At 62.3% G+C, this 19,215-nt stretch carries 16 protein-coding genes; 7 read left to right on the forward strand and 9 right to left on the reverse strand.

Annotated elements, in window-relative coordinates:
- Window positions 1–45: 45 nt before the first annotated feature.
- Window positions 46–2,322 (reverse strand): LPS-assembly protein LptD, encoded by a 2,277-nt coding sequence (locus tag AC2A1F_RS01260; RefSeq protein WP_484206969.1) that lies wholly within the window; start codon window positions 2,320–2,322, stop codon window positions 46–48.
- A gap of 102 nt (window positions 2,323–2,424) precedes the next feature.
- Between AC2A1F_RS01260 and AC2A1F_RS01265 the strand changes: the two genes are divergently transcribed.
- From AC2A1F_RS01265 to AC2A1F_RS01275, 3 genes are all read left to right on the forward strand, one after another.
- The gene (locus tag AC2A1F_RS01265; protein ID WP_484206970.1) at window positions 2,425–3,885 is read left to right on the forward strand and encodes a leucyl aminopeptidase; all 1,461 of its coding nucleotides are present in this window, start codon (window positions 2,425–2,427) and stop codon (window positions 3,883–3,885) included.
- 136 nt (window positions 3,886–4,021) lie between these two features.
- Window positions 4,022–4,189, forward strand: coding sequence for a DUF2256 domain-containing protein (locus AC2A1F_RS01270; protein WP_484206971.1), 168 nt, complete (start codon window positions 4,022–4,024; stop codon window positions 4,187–4,189).
- The gene (locus AC2A1F_RS01275) at window positions 4,189–4,620 is read left to right on the forward strand and encodes a DNA polymerase III subunit chi (RefSeq protein WP_484206972.1); all 432 of its coding nucleotides are present in this window, start codon (window positions 4,189–4,191) and stop codon (window positions 4,618–4,620) included. Before AC2A1F_RS01270 ends, AC2A1F_RS01275 begins: the two co-directional genes overlap by 1 nt.
- 122 nt (window positions 4,621–4,742) lie before the next feature.
- Here the strand turns inward: AC2A1F_RS01275 and AC2A1F_RS01280 are convergent, their stop codons facing one another.
- From AC2A1F_RS01280 to AC2A1F_RS01300, 5 genes are all read right to left on the reverse strand, one after another.
- Window positions 4,743–5,912: an acyl-CoA dehydrogenase family protein gene (locus tag AC2A1F_RS01280; RefSeq protein ID WP_484206973.1), complete on the reverse strand. Its 1,170-nt coding sequence runs from the start codon at window positions 5,910–5,912 to the stop codon at window positions 4,743–4,745.
- Window positions 5,909–7,123 (reverse strand): acetyl-CoA C-acetyltransferase, encoded by a 1,215-nt coding sequence (locus AC2A1F_RS01285; protein WP_484206974.1) that lies wholly within the window; start codon window positions 7,121–7,123, stop codon window positions 5,909–5,911. Before AC2A1F_RS01285 ends, AC2A1F_RS01280 begins: the two co-directional genes overlap by 4 nt.
- A 116-nt stretch (window positions 7,124–7,239) precedes the next feature.
- The gene (locus AC2A1F_RS01290; protein WP_484206975.1) at window positions 7,240–8,472 is read right to left on the reverse strand and encodes a CoA transferase; all 1,233 of its coding nucleotides are present in this window, start codon (window positions 8,470–8,472) and stop codon (window positions 7,240–7,242) included.
- 83 nt (window positions 8,473–8,555) lie between these two features.
- Window positions 8,556–9,734: an acyl-CoA dehydrogenase family protein gene (locus tag AC2A1F_RS01295; RefSeq protein ID WP_484208140.1), complete on the reverse strand. Its 1,179-nt coding sequence runs from the start codon at window positions 9,732–9,734 to the stop codon at window positions 8,556–8,558.
- A gap of 33 nt (window positions 9,735–9,767) precedes the next feature.
- A complete protein-coding gene (locus AC2A1F_RS01300; protein ID WP_484206976.1) occupies window positions 9,768–10,697 on the reverse strand; it encodes an SDR family NAD(P)-dependent oxidoreductase in 930 nt (309 codons plus the stop codon).
- 164 nt (window positions 10,698–10,861) lie between these two features.
- Here AC2A1F_RS01300 and ndk point away from each other — a divergent pair, with 164 nt between their 5' ends.
- Both ndk and AC2A1F_RS01310 read left to right on the forward strand, forming a co-directional pair.
- On the forward strand, window positions 10,862–11,284 hold the full coding sequence (ndk, locus tag AC2A1F_RS01305; protein ID WP_067908053.1) for a nucleoside-diphosphate kinase: 423 nt from the start codon (window positions 10,862–10,864) through the stop codon (window positions 11,282–11,284).
- Between the two features lie 250 nt (window positions 11,285–11,534).
- Window positions 11,535–13,877, forward strand: coding sequence for a TonB-dependent receptor (locus AC2A1F_RS01310; protein ID WP_484206977.1), 2,343 nt, complete (start codon window positions 11,535–11,537; stop codon window positions 13,875–13,877).
- Window positions 13,878–13,972: 95 nt separating this feature from the next.
- On the opposite strand, the gene AC2A1F_RS01315 is transcribed toward AC2A1F_RS01310, so the two are convergent.
- The 3 genes from AC2A1F_RS01315 to purM are packed head-to-tail and all read right to left on the reverse strand — an operon-like array spanning window position 13,973 to window position 17,168.
- Complete coding sequence (locus AC2A1F_RS01315) at window positions 13,973–15,109, reverse strand: MFS transporter (RefSeq protein WP_484206978.1); 1,137 nt, start codon at window positions 15,107–15,109, stop codon at window positions 13,973–13,975.
- Between the two features lie 6 nt (window positions 15,110–15,115).
- A complete protein-coding gene (gene purN, locus AC2A1F_RS01320; protein WP_484206979.1) occupies window positions 15,116–16,057 on the reverse strand; it encodes a phosphoribosylglycinamide formyltransferase in 942 nt (313 codons plus the stop codon).
- On the reverse strand, window positions 16,050–17,168 hold the full coding sequence (purM, locus tag AC2A1F_RS01325) for a phosphoribosylformylglycinamidine cyclo-ligase (protein WP_484206980.1): 1,119 nt from the start codon (window positions 17,166–17,168) through the stop codon (window positions 16,050–16,052). Before purM ends, purN begins: the two co-directional genes overlap by 8 nt.
- 44 nt (window positions 17,169–17,212) lie before the next feature.
- Here purM and AC2A1F_RS01330 point away from each other — a divergent pair, with 44 nt between their 5' ends.
- Together AC2A1F_RS01330 and AC2A1F_RS01335 are read left to right on the forward strand one after the other, a co-directional pair.
- Window positions 17,213–18,568, forward strand: coding sequence for a heavy-metal-associated domain-containing protein (locus AC2A1F_RS01330; protein WP_484206981.1), 1,356 nt, complete (start codon window positions 17,213–17,215; stop codon window positions 18,566–18,568).
- 32 nt (window positions 18,569–18,600) lie between these two features.
- Window positions 18,601–19,215 carry an HdaA/DnaA family protein gene (locus AC2A1F_RS01335; protein WP_484206982.1) on the forward strand — a complete coding sequence of 205 codons (615 nt, stop codon included), beginning with the start codon at window positions 18,601–18,603 and terminating at the stop codon, window positions 19,213–19,215.

Raw genomic sequence — 19,215 nt, forward strand, 5'->3', positions numbered from 1 at the left:
CAGGCTGAGTGGCGCATCAGACGCAAAAGGGCAATAGATCACCCATCATTTCACGCCAAGGTTCTTGAGCGAAAGCGAAATCTGGAACGAATTGCCACGCACGGCATCGCCGATGTTCACATAGTCGCGCCGCCAGGTGAACGACAGATCAAGGCAATCGTCGGTCCACGCCACGCCCAGCCGGTGCCGCAACATCTGATAGCCGTCCGATGTCCGCGTCGGGTCTTCATCACGATTGGTCAGGTTGATGATCGTTGATCCGAACACCGAAAAGTTCTGCGTGATCGGCGTGCGCGCGGCAAAGCGCAGCTCTTCCCGGTCCTGCAGATCCTCGAACGTGCTCGCAATATTGCGGTTGAGCTTCAGATAGCCCGCTTCGGCATAGCGGCGGTGGTTGCCGATCGTGGCGTCAAATTCGTTGCGGCGCAGCGCAAAGCTGTCCTTGTCCAGCCGGAAGCGGTGCGTGAACTTGATGACATCATCAAATCGGACGACCGTGCGGCCAACATAATCCGAAGCTCGGTTGGTCAGCCCCGTGCCATCCGGCAAAAGCGCGTTCTGGTTGGACAGGCGATAGCTTTGCCCCACCGTTGTCATAACTTTCAGCCCCGGCCGCTGGAACGTCCAGTCAAAGCCATAGGCCACGCGCACCCCGTCCTCGATCCGGTCGTATCCCGGAAAGCGGTTGAGCGAGAACAGGTTGGTGTCTTCCAGATCGACCGAGCGCGAATCCTCGTTCGGAATCTCGAAGTTGCGCACGCCCGGTGTTGCCACAATCTGCACGCGCGGGGTCAGCACCTGATTGCCGCCAAAGAACGTGCCCATGAACGGCCACTTTACATCAATCGCAGCGGTAGCGATCCCGCGCGTCTGCCAACCGGAAAGGCCGCGATACGTATCGGTTGCGGTCAGCGCGTTATCGGAACTGTGGTACACGTCGCCGCGCACCAGCCCGGTTAGAGTCACTTCCTGCCCCAGCCCGGTGATCGTGCGCATGTCCCACTGCGCCTTGGCAAAAGCGCGCTGGCTGTCTTGCCCTGCTGTGCGCACGATGGCCAGGCTGTTGGCTTGCAATTCCAGCCGCCCCGGTATTCCGTCCACCGTGATCCGGCGGCGATAGTCGACCAAGGGCAACGCCAACGGCACCATGCCCTGCGGATCGTTTACACGCACCGTTTGCGTCACCCACCCGGCCAGCGAAAAATAGCTGTCATCATCAATCCGTTCGAGATTGAGCGAAGAACGCAATCGGTCATCGCGGCTGATGTCATAGCGGCGCAGGAACGTGCGGTCCGATGCCAGACGGCCATAGCCGGTCAGGCTCCATTCGGGCGAAAACTGTAGCTTGCCGTTGGATTCGATATAGCCGCGAAAGCGCTGCTCGCCAACCGGCACGGTATTGATCGGCGCGCCCAGCGGGATCAGCCCGGATCGGGTAGCATATCCGGTGATCTGGAACGCGCCCAGATTGGTCAGGTGCCGGTATTTGGCCGTCAGCATCGGCAGCGAACCGGTATAGAACGTGCCTGTCACCGACAAATCGCGGTTGTCAGCGATGCGCCAATACCAGGTCTCGCTGATTTCAGCCCCGTTGGCCGCGCCCAGCCGGAAGTCGGGGATCAGCAGGCCGGTTTCGGCGCGAAAATCGGACGTATGGCCAAGCCCGGGCAACGGCAGCACCGGAATGCCAAACATACGCAGTGTTGCACCGCGATACTTCACGCGCTTTTCTTTTGCATCAAAATAGACGCGCGCCGCCGTCACTTCCCAGCTCGGCTTTTTCGAACAGCCCTTTTCGTCTTCCACCGCGCAGCCGGAATAGGCCGCATATTCGAGCGTCATGTTGCCGTTTGCGTCGCGCGTTCCGCGTTCTGCAGCCAGCCGCCCGCCTGTGCGCAGCACCACCAGCAGATCCTCGATCGCACCGGCCTTGAACTTGTCGGTCAGTTCAACCTGATCGGTATAGACGATGTTCCCATCATCATCGACGAAACGGATATTGCCACTGGCGAGAATCTGGCCGCTCTCGCGGTCCCATGTCACATTGTCGGCACGAACGGTCTGCGCATCCTGCCGCAGGACCACATTGCCTTCGGCAAAGACCTTTTCGCCTTTGCTGTCGTAACGAACCTTGTCCGCCTCGAACCGCATCACATCGTCAACCGAGGGCTCTTCCCCGGGTGCCGAGGCCATAGGGGCATCTTGCGCAAGCGCAGGGTGTGCCGACAATGCCAACGCCACGATGAAGGAGGCGGCGGACATGTGCGCTGGGCGCAAGCGTCGATAAGGGGCTTGCGGCTGCGGCCGCCGGGCGGGTTGCATGCGCTTGCCTATCGCACCAGTGCACCCTAACTGCAATTCCACATTTACCGCTTCTTGGCACCTTGCGTCGAAGCGTTGCACGATTACCCACAGGAGTTCCGAATGAAGGTCGTTTTCCGCACCGCCGATGCCCCGCAGCCCCGCCTCGTCGCGCGCCTCGTTGCGCAGGATGCGCTGCCGGCCGATCTTGATGCGGTGGTGCGCGATGGCGCTGCCGTGGCGCGCTTTACCGGCAAGGCTGGACAGACCTATGAAGCCTTTATGGCCGCAGACGGCGGCGTAAAACGCCTTGCGCTGGCCGGAACCGGCCGCGCCGACGCTGGTGATGATCGTGCCGCCAACCTTGAAAAGGCAGGAGCCGCGCTCACCGCCAAGTATCTTACCTCGGGCGAAACTGCGCTTGCCATTGATTTTTCAGGTGCAGGCCTGACCGGCGCAGAAGCAGCGTCGGTCCTGTTCGGCGCACGCCTGCGCGGCTGGCGGCACGATGTCTATCGCACCAAACTGACCGATGATCAGAAGCCCTCGCTCACCGAAGTGATCGCTGTCGCTGCGCCCGAAGGCACTGCTGCTGCGTGGGAGGCCGAATCGGCGCTGGCTGAAGGCATCGAATTCACCCGCGAACTCGTCGCCGAACCCGCCAACGTGATCTACCCCGAAAGCTTCGTCGAACGCTGCAAGGCTCGCCTCGAAGGCACCGGCGTAGAAATCCTCGTCCTCGGCCTCAAGGAAATGACCGACCTCGGCATGGGTGCGCTTCTGGGCGTTGCCCAAGGCTCGGTGCGCGAACCCAAGCTGCTCGCCATGCGCTGGAAGGGTGCCGAAGCGGCCCAACCCACCGCTTTCGTGGGGAAGGGCGTCACCTTTGATACCGGCGGTATCTCGATCAAGCCCGCTGCTGGCATGGAAGACATGAAGTGGGACATGGGCGGGGCAGGGGCCGTGGCTGGCACCATGTTGGCGCTTGCCCTGCGCAAGGCCAAGGCCGATGTGATCGGCGTGTGCGGTCTGGTTGAAAACATGCCCGATGGTAATGCCCAGCGCCCCGGCGATGTCGTCACTTCGATGTCGGGCCAGACGGTCGAAGTGATCAACACCGACGCCGAAGGCCGCCTCGTGCTATGCGATGCGCTCACGTGGGTGCAAAAGGAATATGCGCCCAAAACTATCATCGATCTGGCCACACTGACCGGTGCCATCATCGTCTCGCTCGGCCACGAATATGGCGGCATGTTCACCAATGACGATGCCCTCGCGGCAAAACTTGATGCCGCAGGCAAGGCCAGCGGTGACAAGCTGTGGCGTTTTCCATTGGGCGCGGCTTACGACAAGCTGATCGACAGCCCCATCGCCGACATGAAGAACGTCGGCCCCCGCTACGGCGGCTCTATCACCGCCGCGCAGTTCTTGCAGCGCTACATCGACAAGGGCGTCGCCTGGGCACACCTTGATATCGCGGGCATGGTCTGGGCCGACAAGCCCGGCCAGACGTGGGACAAGGGCGCGACGGGCTACGGCGTGCGCTTGCTCGACCAGTACGTCCGCACCGTGTTGGAAGCATAAGCTCAGCGGCACCGGCCCGCTCCCCCGGCCCGGCTACCCTCGCAGGTCGGCTCTGGGTGGCCGGGCCTGGGGAGCGGGCCGGTGCCGCCCGCAAGCCGCGGATGCGGATGGCGCATCCCGAAGGGATCAATCAAAAATGCCCAAAATGCGCCGCAAGTCTGATTTACCCACGAAGACTTGCGCCGCCTGCGGCCTACCCTTCACCTGGCGCAAGAAGTGGGAGCGGGACTGGGACAATGTGAAGTTCTGTTCCGACCGCTGCCGCAGCGGGAAAGGGCCAAAGGGGGAGGGGAAGAGCACCTGATGCGCGTCGATTTCTACCAGCTCACCAATGACCCCGCCGAACAGGTCCTCCCCCTGATTGCGCGCAATACGCTTGGCGCAGACCAGCGCCTGCTCGTCGTCTCCTATGACTCCGCCCAGCGCAAACGCATCAGCGAATCCCTGTGGACACGCCTGCCCGAAACTTTCCTCGCCAATGGCCACGCCGATCAACCCCACGCCGCGCGCCAGCCCGTCCTGCTCTCCGCAACGCCCGATCCCACCAATGGCGCAAAATACCTAGCCCTTGCCGATGGCGTATGGCGCGATGGCGATTTTGACCGCGTGTTCCTGCTCTTCCCCCCCGCCCGGATCGACGACGCCCGCAGCTGCTGGCGCATGCTCGGCACCCGCGAAGGCGTAGAGCGTCACTACTGGCGGCAGGAAGGGGGCAAGTGGAAAGAGGGGCCATAGTCCTTCTCATCATGACATCCCCCACCGTATCCCGTCACCCCGGGCTTGTGTGGATGAGGTGTGCTTGCCCCGGGCGCCCGCTTCCTATGGCGCAAGCCGCCCTCTCAATACCTCCGCGAAGATCAGTAGCTACGCGGCAACCCCAGCACATGTTCCGCCAGATGCGCCAGAATCAGATTCGTGCTGATCGGCGCCACCTGATAGAGCCGCGTCTCGCGTAGCTTGCGTTCCACATCGTATTCCTCGGCAAAGCCGAACCCGCCGTGCGTTTGAACGCAGGCGTTGCCCGCCTCCCACGATGCGTCGGCGGCCAGCATCTTGGCCATGTTGGCCTCCGCCCCCATTGGCAGCCCAGCCTCGTACATACGCGCCGCCTCGCGCACCATCAGTTCCGCCGCGCGCATCTGGGCATAGGCCTTGGCGATGGGGAAGGCGACGCCCTGATTGGTTCCGATGGCGCGGCCAAAGACTTGCCGCTCCTTGGCATAATCGACCGACCGCTGTGTAAACCATTTGGCATCGCCCACGCATTCCGCCGCAATCAGCACGCGCTCGGCGTTCATGCCCGACAGGATGTAACGGAAACCCTTGCCTTCCTCGCCCAGAAGGTTTGCCGCCGGGATGCGCATGTTGTCAAAGAACACTTCGGTCGTCGCATGGTTCATCATCGTGCGGATCGGGCGGATGGTCAGCGATTTGCCCACCACCTCGCGCATGTCGACGATGAACACCGATAGTCCCTCGGTCTTCTTGGCCACGTCCTCCTTGGGCGTTGTCCGTGCCAGCAGCAGCATCAGGTCCGAATGTTCAGCGCGGCTGGTCCAGATCTTCTGACCGTTGACCACGTATTCATCGCCCTCGCGTCGGGCGAAAGTGCGCAAGCTGGTGGTATCGGTCCCGCTGGTCGGCTCGGTCACGCCAAAGGCCTGCAACCGCAACTCACCACTCGCAATTTTCGGCAGATAGGCCCGCTTCTGCGCCTCAGACCCATGGCGCAGGATCGTGCCCATGATGTACATCTGCGCATGGCAGGCCCCGCCATTGCCGCCTTCGGCCTGAATCGTCTCAAGGATCGCCGCCGCCGCGCCAAGGCCAAGGCCTGACCCGCCGTATTCCTCGGGGATCAGCACCGAAAGCCAACCCGCCTGTGTCAGCGCATTTACGAAGGCCGTCGGATATTCCCGATCCTGATCCAGCTTGCGCCAGTATTCCCCCGGAAACTGCGCGCACAATTTGCGCACGCCTTCGCGGATTTCGCCATGGTCTTCGCTGTCATAGGGGGAAAGGATCATCGCGCCGCCTCAAACACGGCGGCAATCCCTTGCCCGCCACCAATGCACATCGTCTCCAGCCCATAGCGCCCGCCGCGCCGCTGCAACTCGCGCGTCAGGTTGGCCAGAATACGCCCGCCGGTAGCCCCGATGGGGTGCCCCAGCGAAATGCCCGATCCGTTGACGTTGAGCATGGCATGACGACCATCATCATCCGACCAGCCCCAGCCTTTCAGGCAGGCCAGCACTTGCGGCGCAAAGGCCTCGTTCAGCTCGATCAGATCGATATCGCCCCATGAAAGCCCATTGCGCGCAAACAGCCGCTCGGTCGCAGGCACCGGGCCATAGCCCATGCGCGATGGATCACACCCCGCCGCTGCCCACGAATGAAACCACGCAATCGGCTCCAACCCCAGCTCGTCCAGCTTGTCCTCTGCCACGACCAGACAGGCGGCTGCCGCATCGTTCTGCTGGCTGGCATTCCCCGCAGTAACGACGCCACCTTCAAGCGCACGCAGCTTGCCCAGCGATTCCGCCGTAGCATCTGCGCGATAGCCCTCGTCATGCGCGAACAGCACCGGATCGCCCTTCTTCTGCGGCACCGGCACAGGCACAAGCTCATCATCAAACAACCCGCCAGCCCAAGCTGCCGCCGCACGTTGATGGCTGCGCGCGGCATAAGCATCGCAAGCCTCGCGGCTGATGCCGAAGTCTTTCGCCAGATTCTCCGCCGTCTCGATCATCCCGCTGATCACGCCATAGCGCTCCACCGGCTGGCTCATCACCCGCCCGCGCGTCAGCCGGTCATGCAGCGTCAGCGACCCTGCCCGCACGCCCTTGCGCACATCGGTGGTGTAATGTTCCACGTTGGACATGGACTCCACGCCGCCCGCCACCACCACATCGGAAACCCCCGTCTGCACCATCATCGCCGCATTGACGATGGCCTGCAGCCCCGACCCACAGCGTCGGTCCAACTGATACCCCGGCACCGCTTCAGGCAGCCCCGCCAGCAACCAAGACCAGTGCGCAATGCACGGCGCTTCCCCGCTGCCATAGCCTTGCGCAAAGACCACATCATCCACCCGCGCTGGATCGATCCGTGTACGCTCCATCAGCGCCCTGAGGACTACCGCACCCAGTTCGCCAGCAGTCAGCGCAGAAAGCGCCCCGCCAAACTTGCCGACAGCAGTGCGGATGGGGGCGACGATGGCGGCTCTACGAAGGGTCATGCTCTCACCTCTCTTCCCCTAAATCCCGCTCAGGCTGAGCCTGTCGAAGCCCCATGATGAACAAGCCTCCTTGGCGGCCTTCGACAAGCTCAGGCTGAGCGGGGTTGGGGATTGGATCATTGTGAATTTTGATCGCTCGTCCCCACCACGCCCCGGTCGATCAGCGCCGCGATCTGGCCCGAAGCCATCCCCAGCCGCTCGGCCAGCACTACCTCACTATGCTCTCCCAGATACGGCGCAGCAGCCGGGTCTCCAGCATCTCGGCCGGGAATATTCGCAAAGCTGCGCGGCGCGGGATATTCAAAACCGCTGGGATTGGCGGGCGAGGGACCGAACAGCGGGTTATTACCCACAAGTTCCGGGTCGCGCGCCATTTCAAACATCGTGCGATATCGCTCAAACGTTGCCCCCGCCTGCGTCAGGCGCGCGGCCATGTCGGCATAGTCGAACCGCTCAGCCACCTCCTGAAACATCGAAAACAGGCGGTGCCGATGCACAAAGCGCCAGTGGTCGCTGTCCGCCAGACTCACCCCAAGTTCGGCCTCCAGCGCCACCACATCTTCGGTCAGCCCGAAGGCCTCTACCGTCGCCCGCCATTGCTTGGCTGTCAGCACCGCAATCATGAAGCGCTGGCCATCGCGGCTCAGGAAATCGCGCCCGAACGCGCCCCATATGGCATTGCCAATCCGCTCCCGGTCCGCCCCGCGATAGAGCATTTCGGGCGCAGCCCCTGCGTTGAACGCCGTGCCAATCGCCACGTCGCCCAGCGGCACGCGCAATTCGCTGCCTTCGCCCGTTACATCGCGGTGCCGCAGCCCCGCCAGCAAGGCGAACGCGCAATATGCCCCGGTGATGAAATCCCACGCCGGCAGGATCTGGTTTACCGGCGGAGCGGCATCAGTGTCCCACTCCTCCGGCCCGGTCATCAGCGGATAGCCGGTGGCGGCGTTGACGGTAAAGTCCATCGCCTGCCGCCCATCATGCCAGCCCATGATCCGCACCGAGACAAGATCAGCCCGCCCCGCCGCGATCCGGTCATGCGCCATGAAGCTGTCTGTCGGCAGGTTGGTGATGACCTGCCCGGTCTTGCGCGCCAGCTCCACCGCCAATTCCCGCCCCTCGGGTGATTGCAGATCCAGCGCCACGCTTTTCTTCGCGCGGTTCAGGTTCTCCCACGAAAGCGACCGCCCCTCGCGCGTCAGCATATAACGCTTGTAATCCAGCCCCCCGCGGCGGTCATCGACGCGGATCACCTCGGCCCCCAACTGCGCGCAGTAAAGACCTGCGCTGGGCGAGGCGACGAACGACGACACCTCGACAATTGATAGGCCGCCCAGCAGTTGGTACACCTAATTCCTCCCCAGCCTGTCCCCGCGAAGGCGGGGAGGGAGGGGGACCATGCGCAGCATGGTGGAGGAGCACCCTCGGCAGTTCACCAAACCGCCCCTTCGCTGGCGAACTCACGCAACAAACTCTTGGCGATCTGCAACTGCATGATCTGGCTCGTGCCTTCGTAAATCCGCAAAATCCGCGCATCACGGAAGAACCGCTCCGCCGGATATTCGGCCAGATAACCCGCCCCGCCAAACACCTGCACGCAACGGTCCACCACGCGCCCGCAGGCCTCTGACGAGAATAGCTTGGCCGCCGCCGCCTTGCGCTGAATATTCTCGCCCCGGTCGGCCCGCGCGCATGCATCGGCGATCATGCATTCCGCCGCATAGAGTTCGGCTTCGCTATCGGCCAGCATCGCCTGAATCAGCTGGAAATTGGCAATCGGCTCGCCAAAGGCCTTGCGCTCGGTGGCATAGCGCAGCGCGGTGTCGAGCGCGCGGCGGCCCATGCCCACGCCCATGCCCGCCACCGAAAGCCGCCCGTTATCAAGGCTCTGCATCGCAATCTGGAAACCGCGCCCTTCCTCGCCACCCACCAGCGCGGACCCCGGAACATGCACGTCCTCCATGATCACATCGGCAATGTGTGCGCCTGCCTGACCCATCTTCTTGTCGGGCTTGCCGATGGTGATCCCCGGCGTCGTCATATCCACGATGAAGGCCGATACATGGGCGTTCTTCGCCAGCGCCTCTTTCGATGTGCGCGCCATGATCAGCCCGATCTTGGCGCTGGGGCTGTTGGTGATGTACCGCTTGGTGCCGGTCAGCCGATACCCATTGCCGTCCCGCACAGCCATCGTCTGCATCGCCGCGCTGTCCGATCCTGATCCCGGCTCGGTCAGGCCAAAGCAGGCAATCTCGCCACTGGCGATGCGCGGCAGCCATTCGGCTTTCTGCTCTGCCGTGCCGAAATTCTTGATTGCGCTGCCGGTCATGCCGATGTTGATCGACATGGTGGAGCGATAGGCAGGCGCGGCATAGCTCATCTGCTTGACCGTTTCGATATACTGGCTGACATTCATGCCCGCCCCGCCGAACTCTTCGGGAATGGTGATGCCAAACAGCCCCATCTCGCGCATTTCGCTCAGGATATCGTCGGGAATGCGATCATTGGCGATCACGTCATCCTCGGCCGGAATCAGCCGTTCGCGCACATAACGGCGCAACTGGCCGATGAACTGGTCGAAGATTTCCGGGTCCATGCCGGGGTTTGTCATGCCGGGGTTTACAGTGGCCATATCGAAACTTCCTCAGACCGGATCATAAGGGAAAACGTGCGCCGTCACTTCATCGGCGGGCGCGAAGCTCGCCCTGAACGCGGGCATCAATTCCTCGGCAATGCTGGCAGGCGTCCACCCCTCCAGCTTGACCATTGAGCGCGCCGGGCGAGGCTTGGAAAACAGCACGATCTCGTTCTTGCGTACGGAGAATATCTGGTTGTTCACGTCCTTCGCCGCATCCGATGCCAGAAATGCCACCAGCGGCGCGATCTTGTCGGCGCTCATCGCTTTCAGCCGTTCCACCCGCTCCTTTTGCGCGGGCGTTTCCGCCGGGATCGAAGCGGTCATCCGGCTCCACGCAAATGGCGCGACACAGTTTGACCGCACGCCCCAACGCGCCATGTCGAGCGCAATGGAATGCGATAGCGCCACAAGCCCCAGCTTGGCGGCAGAATAATTGGCCTGCCCCACATTGCCGATCAGCCCGCTGGTTGATGTGAAGTGGATGAAACTGCCTGATTCCTGCTCACGGAAGTATGGCGTCGCCGCCTTCGACACGTTGAACGCACCGGTCAGGTTCACGTCGATGACGCTCGTCCAGTCCTCGTAACTCATCTTGTGCCAGATCGTGTCGCGCAGAATCCCTGCGTTGTTCACCACCGCATCGATCCGGCCAAAACGCTGCACCGCATCCTCGATGATCGTGGCGGCCCCTGCCGGATCGGCCACACTGGCCAGATTGGCCCAGGCTCTGCCGCCTGCCGCGATAATGTCGGCCACCGTCGCCTCCGCCGGGCCAGCATCCCCGCCATCGCCCGCCTGCGCCACGCCCGGATCGTTGACGACCACCGCCGCGCCCTCACGCGCGCAGAGCAAGGCCACCTCGCGCCCGATCCCGCGCCCCGCACCGGTCACGGCAACGACTTTGCCTTCAAGCATCCCGGCAAGCACGCCAGCCATCCGAATCTCCCAACTGTCTGTTCTGACCGGACGTTAAGCGACCGATTAAATTGCTTCAACTGTCCCAATGCACTTTTCGCCAAATCACGCCTGTCTTGCGGTTCCCGGCAATCCGGGTTAGGGGCGCGCCCAACGAATTCGCACATGCAATAAGGACAAGTCTCATGGCGGTTACCCGCACTTTCTCGATCATCAAGCCCGATGCCACGCGCCGCAACCTGACCGGCGCCGTCACCAAGATGCTGGAAGAAGCCGGCCTGCGTGTCGTTGCTTCAAAGCGCATCCACATGAGCCGTGAACAGGCCGAAGGCTTCTACGCCGTTCACCGCGAACGCCCGTTCTTCAACGATCTGGTCGAATTCATGATCTCCGGCCCGGTTGTCGTGCAGGTGCTCGAAGGCGAAAACGCGATGCAGCGCAACCGCGACATCATGGGCGCGACCAACCCTGCCAATGCCGAACCCGGCACGATCCGCAAGGAGCTGGCAGAATCGATCGAAGCCAACACTGTCCACGGTTCGGATTCGGACGAGAACGCCGCGATCGAAATCGCGTACTTCTTCAAACCGGAAGAAATCGTCGGCTGATCTAGTCGCCTGACCGATTGCGAAGGGCCGGAGCAGCAATGCTCCGGCCCTTTTTGCATGTGAGCCAGTCAGGCACAGCCACCGTAAACCTGTCCTTTGGTGGAATGTTGCGTCTTGGCAACGCTCTCTTGCCAATCGGTTGTTATGACCGATAGCCATAATTGTAGGCCCCGCTTACAAATGGTAACGCGCACACAGTTCCGAAATACGGACGTTTGAAGCCATGTCGGCTTTCCAGGGAGGATACCTGATGTTTATCAACCGCGCTTCTGCGCGTCTGCTCGCGCGCACCAGCCTTGTTGCTGCTGCCGCTTTCGCCATTGCCCAGCCCGCACTCGCGCAGGATGCCGATCAGCCGCAGGCTGAAGAAGGTTCGGTCGGCGATGAAATCATCGTTACAGCGCAAAAGCGCGCCCAGTCGCTATCTGACGTTTCGCTTTCGGTTTCGGCCGTCGGCGCCGAAGCGCTGGCAGCCAACAATACCGTAACTCTTGAAGGCCTGCAGGCGCTGGTTCCCTCAATCAGCTTCGGTAATGACTTCAACTTCGCCAAACTGTTCATCCGCGGCATCGGCCTTTCCAGCTCGCTTCCCGGCGTCGATCCCTCAGTCGCGCTGCATGTCGATGGCGTCGTGGTCAGCCTTGCTCAGGCACAGCTCGGCTCGATGTTCGATCTTGAACGCGTTGAAGTGCTGCGTGGCCCGCAGGGCACGCTTTATGGCCGCAATGCCACCGGCGGCGCGGTAAACCTGATCACCGCCAAGCCCACGGACCGCCTTGATGGCTATATCCGCCAGACCATCGGTGGCGATGCCCTGCTGATCCAGACCGATGCTGCCATCGGTGGCCCGATTGCCGAAGGCGTGCGGGGCCGTCTGGCCGTGCAGCGCATCAAGCGCGATGGCTTTGGCGTCAACGAATTCACCGGCAACGAAATCGACAACCTTAACCAGTGGTCAGCCCGTGCCCATCTTGATCTGCAGCCCACCGAAACGGTGAACATCCTGCTGACCGGCGAATATCACAGCGAAGATGATCGTTCGCTGGCGATCAAGTTCCGCGAAGTGTCATTCCCCGGCGTGCTGACCGACAATATCGCCACCAACGATGGTCTTAGCGCCCTCGGCGAGCGTCAGAACAAGGATGGCAGCCAGGCACGGTTCGCCACGAACCCGCGCAATATCGCCACCAACTTCGATCCGATCAACGATCGTGAACAGTGGGCGTTGACCGCCATCGCCACGATTGATGTGAGCAGCGCCGTATCGCTGAAGTCGCTGACCAGCTATCGTAGCTTTGACGCGATCTTCTTTCACGATTTCGACATGTCGACCTACCTCGGCTATGCCTTGGCTGAAACCAACGCCCTGCGCAGCAGCGCCAACCACTGGCAGCCGGTGTTCCAGCACCAGTTCAGCCAGGAATTCCAGGCCAACGTCGATACCGACAAGTTCCACGGTGTCTTCGGCCTGTTCTATCTGAACGAAAACGTCCGCGCCGAAAACCACATCGGCTTGGACGTGCTGACCAACACCGATCCGTTCCGCATCCAGTTCGATGGTCAGTTGGACATTCGGGCCTATGCCGCATTTGCCAACGTGGCCTATGATCTGTCCGAACAGTTTACGGTCAAGGCTGGCGCCCGCTATAGCTGGGAAGAGCGCCGTCTGCGCAACAACACCGGCCTTGGTGTGCCTGCGCAAAACCGCCTCGTGCTCGATCCGCTGCAGTGGAACAACACGCAAAGCTGGGATGATTTCGCACCGTCACTTGGCATCGAATTCCGCCCGAACGATGATCTGATGATGTACGGTAACTGGTCGCGCGGCTTCAAGAGCGGGACGGCCGAAATCGGCTCCACCCGTCGCCTGTCGCCCACGCAGCCGCTGCCGTTCGTCGATCCTGAAAAGGTCGAAGCGTTTGAAGTCGGTGCGAAGTATTCGGCAGGCGGCCTCAGCGCCAACCTCGCCGTGTTCTTCCAGCGTCTGAAGAACGGCCAGTTCTCGCTGACCCGTCCTATCCCGGCCCCGCCGTTCTTCACCAGCACGCTGACCAACGCCGCCGTTTCCGAGGCCTATGGTGCGGAACTTGATGTGCTGTGGCGCGCAACCGATGCGTTCACGCTGTCGGCTTCGGTGAATTACCTGCATTCGGAATTCACCAACTTCACCGCATCTGACCCGCTCGATCCGCGCCTCTTCGCGCCGGGCGCCAACGAAGCCCTGCTGGTCAAAGACCTGTCGGGCAACGCCACGCGCATGTCGCCGAAGTGGAGCATCAATGTCGCGCCGACCTATGATATCGGAGTATCGAATGGCGGCACCGTGCGTCTGGGCACCAACTTTGCCTACAAGAGCAAGCAGTTCCACACCGAGTTCAACGATGATCGTCTGGCGCAGGATGGCTACATCCAGTGGGATGCGAACATTATGTACAAGGCACCAGACAGCCGCTTCTCGGCAAACGCGTGGGTCCGCAATATCACCAACGAACTGGTCTATGCTGGCAGCTTCTCGGTATCGACCAGCCGCGCCATCGGGGGCACACTGCTGCCACCGCGCACGTATGGCGTGACGCTGGGCTACGATTTCTGAGCAAGCCAGAGTGCCGAAAATCAGGGCCGCCGGATCACTCCGGCGGCCTTTTTTTGTGCCAATCCTGAAGTGCACCTAGATGCACCTAAATGCACCTAAGCGGTAGCAGACTGCCGATACCACTGCATAAGGCCCCGCCAAATGGCCGCAATTGCGCCAAGCCCCAGAAGGATCGGCAGGGTGTATCCAAATCCTGTTCCAAGGATGATGGCAGCGACCAGCGCGGCCACCGAACAGCCCAAATCCCATCCGCCTTCGGTCGCCATGTTGAACCGCAACGTACATTGTGATCGCTGCGCCATCGCATAGAGCGGCGAGAGCATGGCGGTGGCGAGCATCGGTGCGACCAGCGCGCCGAGCGCCGTGGCGACCACTGCGGGCAGGGGGGTGCTCCAGGCCAAGGCCTTGATTCCAGTGATGATTGCGCCGAGGCCATAGGCCAGCGCGAGCGAGTGGGTGGTGCGACCGCCATCGATCATCCGGCCGATCAGCAGGCTCCCAGCGGCGGCCCCAAGGCCTGCCAGCGCCAGCGCTCCACCGAAGTTTTCGAAGCTTTGCCCTAGGGTTACGAACAGCGCGAGGTTGAAGACGACATTGCTGCAGCCCGATTGCAGCCCTTCGGCAAAATAGATGCGGCGGCCAAAGCGGACGATGTCCGGGTCTGCGCGCGATGCCGGGTCGATCGTAGGGTTCGGCGCGCCCAGCAGGGGTAGGCCTGCAAGCAATTGTATTGAAGCGATAATCGTAAAGCCAACCGTGGCTCCGGCCCAACCCAACAGGAATCCACCGGCCACCGGAGCCACAATCCCGACCGTGGCGGTCACCGCCTGCTGGATCGAAACCTGCCGCCCCATCACAGCGTTGTCTCCAGCGGCGGAAACATAGGCATGGTAGCCGGTCCAGTAGAGCACGCTGCCAAACCCGGAGACCAAAATGTATGCCATCAGCATCGGGCCTAAGCCACTGACAAACGGCAACATTATGTACGATGCGGCGCGGATCGCCACACCCAGCAGCAGCACCGTGCGCAAACCATAAGCATGGGCGAGCGGCAAAACGGCCGCGCGCAGGGCGAAGCGCGAGAGCAGGACGAGCGCGAAGCTGGCCAATGCGAAGGAGGGGCTAAGGCCTTGAGTCACCAGAAAGCCGACGACGAACAGGCCGCCGCTGGCCTCTACAAACGATTGCAGTCCGGCATGTGCGTAGATGCGGCGGATAGTGGTGAACGTCATGGTGCGTTAAAAGTCCAACATGGCGGCAAGGCGGCGCGGGGCGACCGTGGCCCAACTGCGGCGGAGCCAGTCTGCGGCGTGATCCCAATCGACGTCTGACCGGTTGAGAATCATGCCTGCCCAACCACTTGCGCCATAATAGGCAGGGCGGAACCACACGTCCTCGTCCTGCTCAATTAGCGCGGCCAGTTCATCCTGCCCGCTGGTTTTGACCAGGAGGGCGATGTGCGGCGTGCCGTGGTGCTGATCGTTGAAATAGGCGAAATATTTGCCGCCCACGCGCCAACCGGGAGAGCCGTGGCTCTCGCGCTCCTCCACTTCGGGAAGCGCGGTGGCAACGGCGCGGACTTTCTCCAGCAGCCAGTCCGCGCTGGCCTCGCGGGCGATGTAGGCTGACAGGGTGCGGGAATAGAGCTGGTGTTCGGCGAACAGGACCCGCGCGGCGAGGCTTTCGCCGGTATCGCCGGGGATAATGGCGACCGGAGTCTGGCCGAGGATCGGGCCATCATCGAGTTCGGCAGTGACGAGGTGGACGGTGCAGCCGCCGTGCGAATCGCCTGTTTCGATGGCGCGGTCGTGCGTGTGCAGGCCCTTGTACTTCGGGAGCAATGACGGGTGGATGTTGAGCATCCTGCCTTCCCAACGGCCTACGAATTCGGGGCTGAGAATGCGCATGTATCCTGCCAGCGCGATATAGCGCGCGCCGTGTTCCAGCACTTGCGCCTCCATCAGCGCATCATGTTCAGCGCGGGGGATACCCTTGTGGGGCAGGGCGAAGGTCGCGATGCCTTCAGCCTGCGCTAGCTTAAGGCCCGAAGCTTCCGGGTTATTGGAGAGAACGAGAACGATTTCGTAAGGACAGTCATCAGCGCGCGAGGCGTAGAGCAGCGCGGCCATGTTGGTGCCGCTGCCGGATATGAAGACGGCGACGGGCGTCCGCTCAGCCAAGGTGGACAGCTTCCCACGCCTCACGCGCGGACCATGTTTCCACGCTGCCCGTAACAGTGCAGCCCTTTTCGCCCGCCACGATCTCGCCCACGCGGTAGACGGTTTCGCCTGCTGCAGTGAGATCGGCGGTGAGCGAATCGGCTTGCTCTGGTTCGACCGCGAGGATCATGCCGATGCCGCAGTTGAAGGTGCGGGCCATTTCAGCCGGTTCGATATGGCCCTGCGCCTGCAGGAAGGCCATCAGGCGGCTCTGTTCCCAGCTATCGGCATCAATGCGCGCATGGAGTCCCGCAGGCAGCACGCGCGGCACGTTTTCGAGCAACCCGCCGCCGGTGATGTGAGCCAGCGCATTGATGCGGCCCGAGCGGATGAAGGGCAGCAGCGTCTTCACGTAAATCCGCGTCGGTTCGATCAGGCAATCGATCAGCAGGCGTTCGTTGTCGAACAGGGCGGGGCGATCCAGCTTCCAGCCTTTGTCTGCGGCAAGGCGGCGGACGAGCGAGTAACCGTTGGAATGGACGCCCGAGGAGGCGAGGCCGAGCAGCACGTTGCCTGCGGCCACGCGATCACCGGTCAATTGTTCGCCGCGCTCCACCGCGCCGACGCAGAAGCCCGCAAGGTCATAATCGCCATCGGCGTACATGCCGGGCATTTCAGCGGTTTCGCCGCCGATCAGCGCGCAGCCGGCAACGCGGCAGCCCTCGGCGATGCCTGCAACCACACGCTCTGCCACGCCATTGTCGAGACGGCCCGTGGCGAAATAATCGAGGAAGAACAGCGGCTCTGCGCCCTGCACGATCAGATCGTTGACGCACATGGCAACCAGATCGATGCCGATCCGGTCATGCCGGTCATGATCGATAGCGAGCTTTACCTTCGTGCCCACGCCATCGTTGCCTGCGACCAGCAGCGGGTCCTTGTATCCGGCAGCCTTCAGATCGAAAAAGCCGCCGAATCCGCCCAGTTCCGCATCCGCGCCGGGGCGGGCGGTGGACTTGGCCAGCGGGCCGATGGCCTTTACCAGCGCGTTGCCCGCGGCGATGTTCACGCCGGCTTGGGCGTAGCTGTAGCCCAGCGGCTTTTGGGGCGGCTTTTGATCCTGTTCGCTCATAGGGCGCGCGCCTAGCGCTTTCTTGCTTGGATTTCCACTTGCCATTGGGCAAAAGCACCGCCGCAACCACCGGAATTCGCATTCCGGGCACATTTCTGGCCAGCGCTGCGGCCCAACATATGTTCGGAGTTCCATTGGTCGCCCTGCGCCTGCCCCACGACAATACCAAGAAGCGCAAGGGTTTAGCCCTTGGTCTTGCCCTGCTGCTGGCAGCGGGCGGGGCCGCGCTTGTGGCACAGATTGAGGGTGATCGCGGGATTCCGCCGATTGCCAGCAATGGCGATTTCGAGATTCGCGGGATTGAAGTGAATGTCAGCGGCGACAATGCCGAGGACGCGCGGATCAATGGCTGGCGTGAGGCGCAGCGCAAGGCTTGGGTGAAGCTGTGGGAATCGAACGGCAGCGGCGGGGCCGCGCCGGGGCTGGACGACAATACCATCGAATCGCTGGTTTCGGCCGTGGTGGTGGAGCGCGAACAGATCGGCCCGCGCCGGTATATTGCCACGCTTGGCGTGATCTTTGACCGTGCGCGGACAGCAGAGCGGTTGGGGATGACCGGGGCGAGGGCGCGATCAGCGCCGCTGCTGGTGATCCCGGTGCTGCATCAAGGTGGCGTGGCGACTGTGTTCGAGACGCGCAATGCTTGGCAAAAGGCCTGGGCCGAATATCGCACGGGCAACAGCGCCATTGATTATGTGCGGCCGATTGGGGCGGGGGCGGATTCGCTACTGCTGACCGCAGGCCAGCTTGACCGGCGCAGCCGCAACTGGTGGCGAGTTATCCTTGACGAATTCGGCGCATCGGATGTGATCATGCCGATTGCGCGGCTGGAGCGGGAATATCCCGGCGGGCCGGTGAAAGGCACGTTCACCGCGCGTTATGGCCCGGACAACCGGTTTCTTGGCAGCTTCACGCTTAACGCAAAGACCGAAGCTGAGGTGCCCAAGATGCTGGAGCAGGCGATCGGCCAGATAGACCGGATTTTCTCACAAGCGCTGGCCAATGGCGTGCTCAAGCCAGATCCCACGCTGAACATGGTGACGCAGATCGATCAGGCATTGATTGACCAGACCATGCAGAAGTTGGGACCTGCGCCGGTTACCATGGAGGCCGAATCGGTTGATGATGAAGCCGGTGCGGTCACAGCAGCACCGGCCGCGGCGATCAATACGTTCACCATCCAGTTTGCCACCGAAGATGCCGCGGGCGTGGATGCAGGCATGGCCGCGGTGCGGGGTGCTGCAGGCGTAAAGAGCGCCAGCACCACATCGATTGCCATCGGCGGCACATCGGTGATGCGCGTGACCTATGCAGGCGAACTCGATGCTTTGGCAGCGGCGCTGCGCGCGCAAGGGTGGCGGGTGACCGTGGGCGCAGGCGCGCTTTCGATCCGCAAGTAACTTTTTCGGCGAATCGAGCGTATAAGCAGCTGATGTCGACGCAGATTGCCCTTCCGCTGGTGACGGCGCGCGGTGCCGAAACCGTGGTGATGGGACCAAGCCTTGTGCCCGTGGTTGAGGCATTGCGCAGCGCTGAGCGCTGGCCCTTTCGCACCGCGATTTTGGCCGGGCCGCCGCGTTCGGGCAAAAGCCTGCTGGCCCGCTGGTTTGCCGAAAGCGGGGCGGGCGTGGTGATCGACGGGGCCGATGGCTTGCCCGAGGATGAGGTGTTCCATCGCTGGAACCGCGCGCAAGCAGATGGCCGCCCGCTGCTTCTGGTAGTGAACCGCGCGCCGGGGTCTTGGAACATCGCCTTGCCCGATCTGGCATCGCGCCTGGGAGCGGCGCTTTTGATTGAGATTGCAGCGCCCGATGATGAGTTGATGGCGGGGCTGGTGGCGGAACTTTCTGCCCGGCGTGGACTTGTGCTGGGAGAACAGGTGCTTGGCTATTTGCTGCCCCGGCTGGAACGGTCCCATGCGGAAATCGAGTTGCTGATTGAAACTCTTGACCGGTTGTCTCTTGAGCGTAAAGCACCCGTCACCATATCCCTCGTGCGCGATGCTTTGGCTGAGCGTAGCGGGGAGTTTCAGCCGCGCTTGCTTTAG

The organism is Novosphingobium sp. HNCC26BN242 (genome assembly GCF_057180525.1).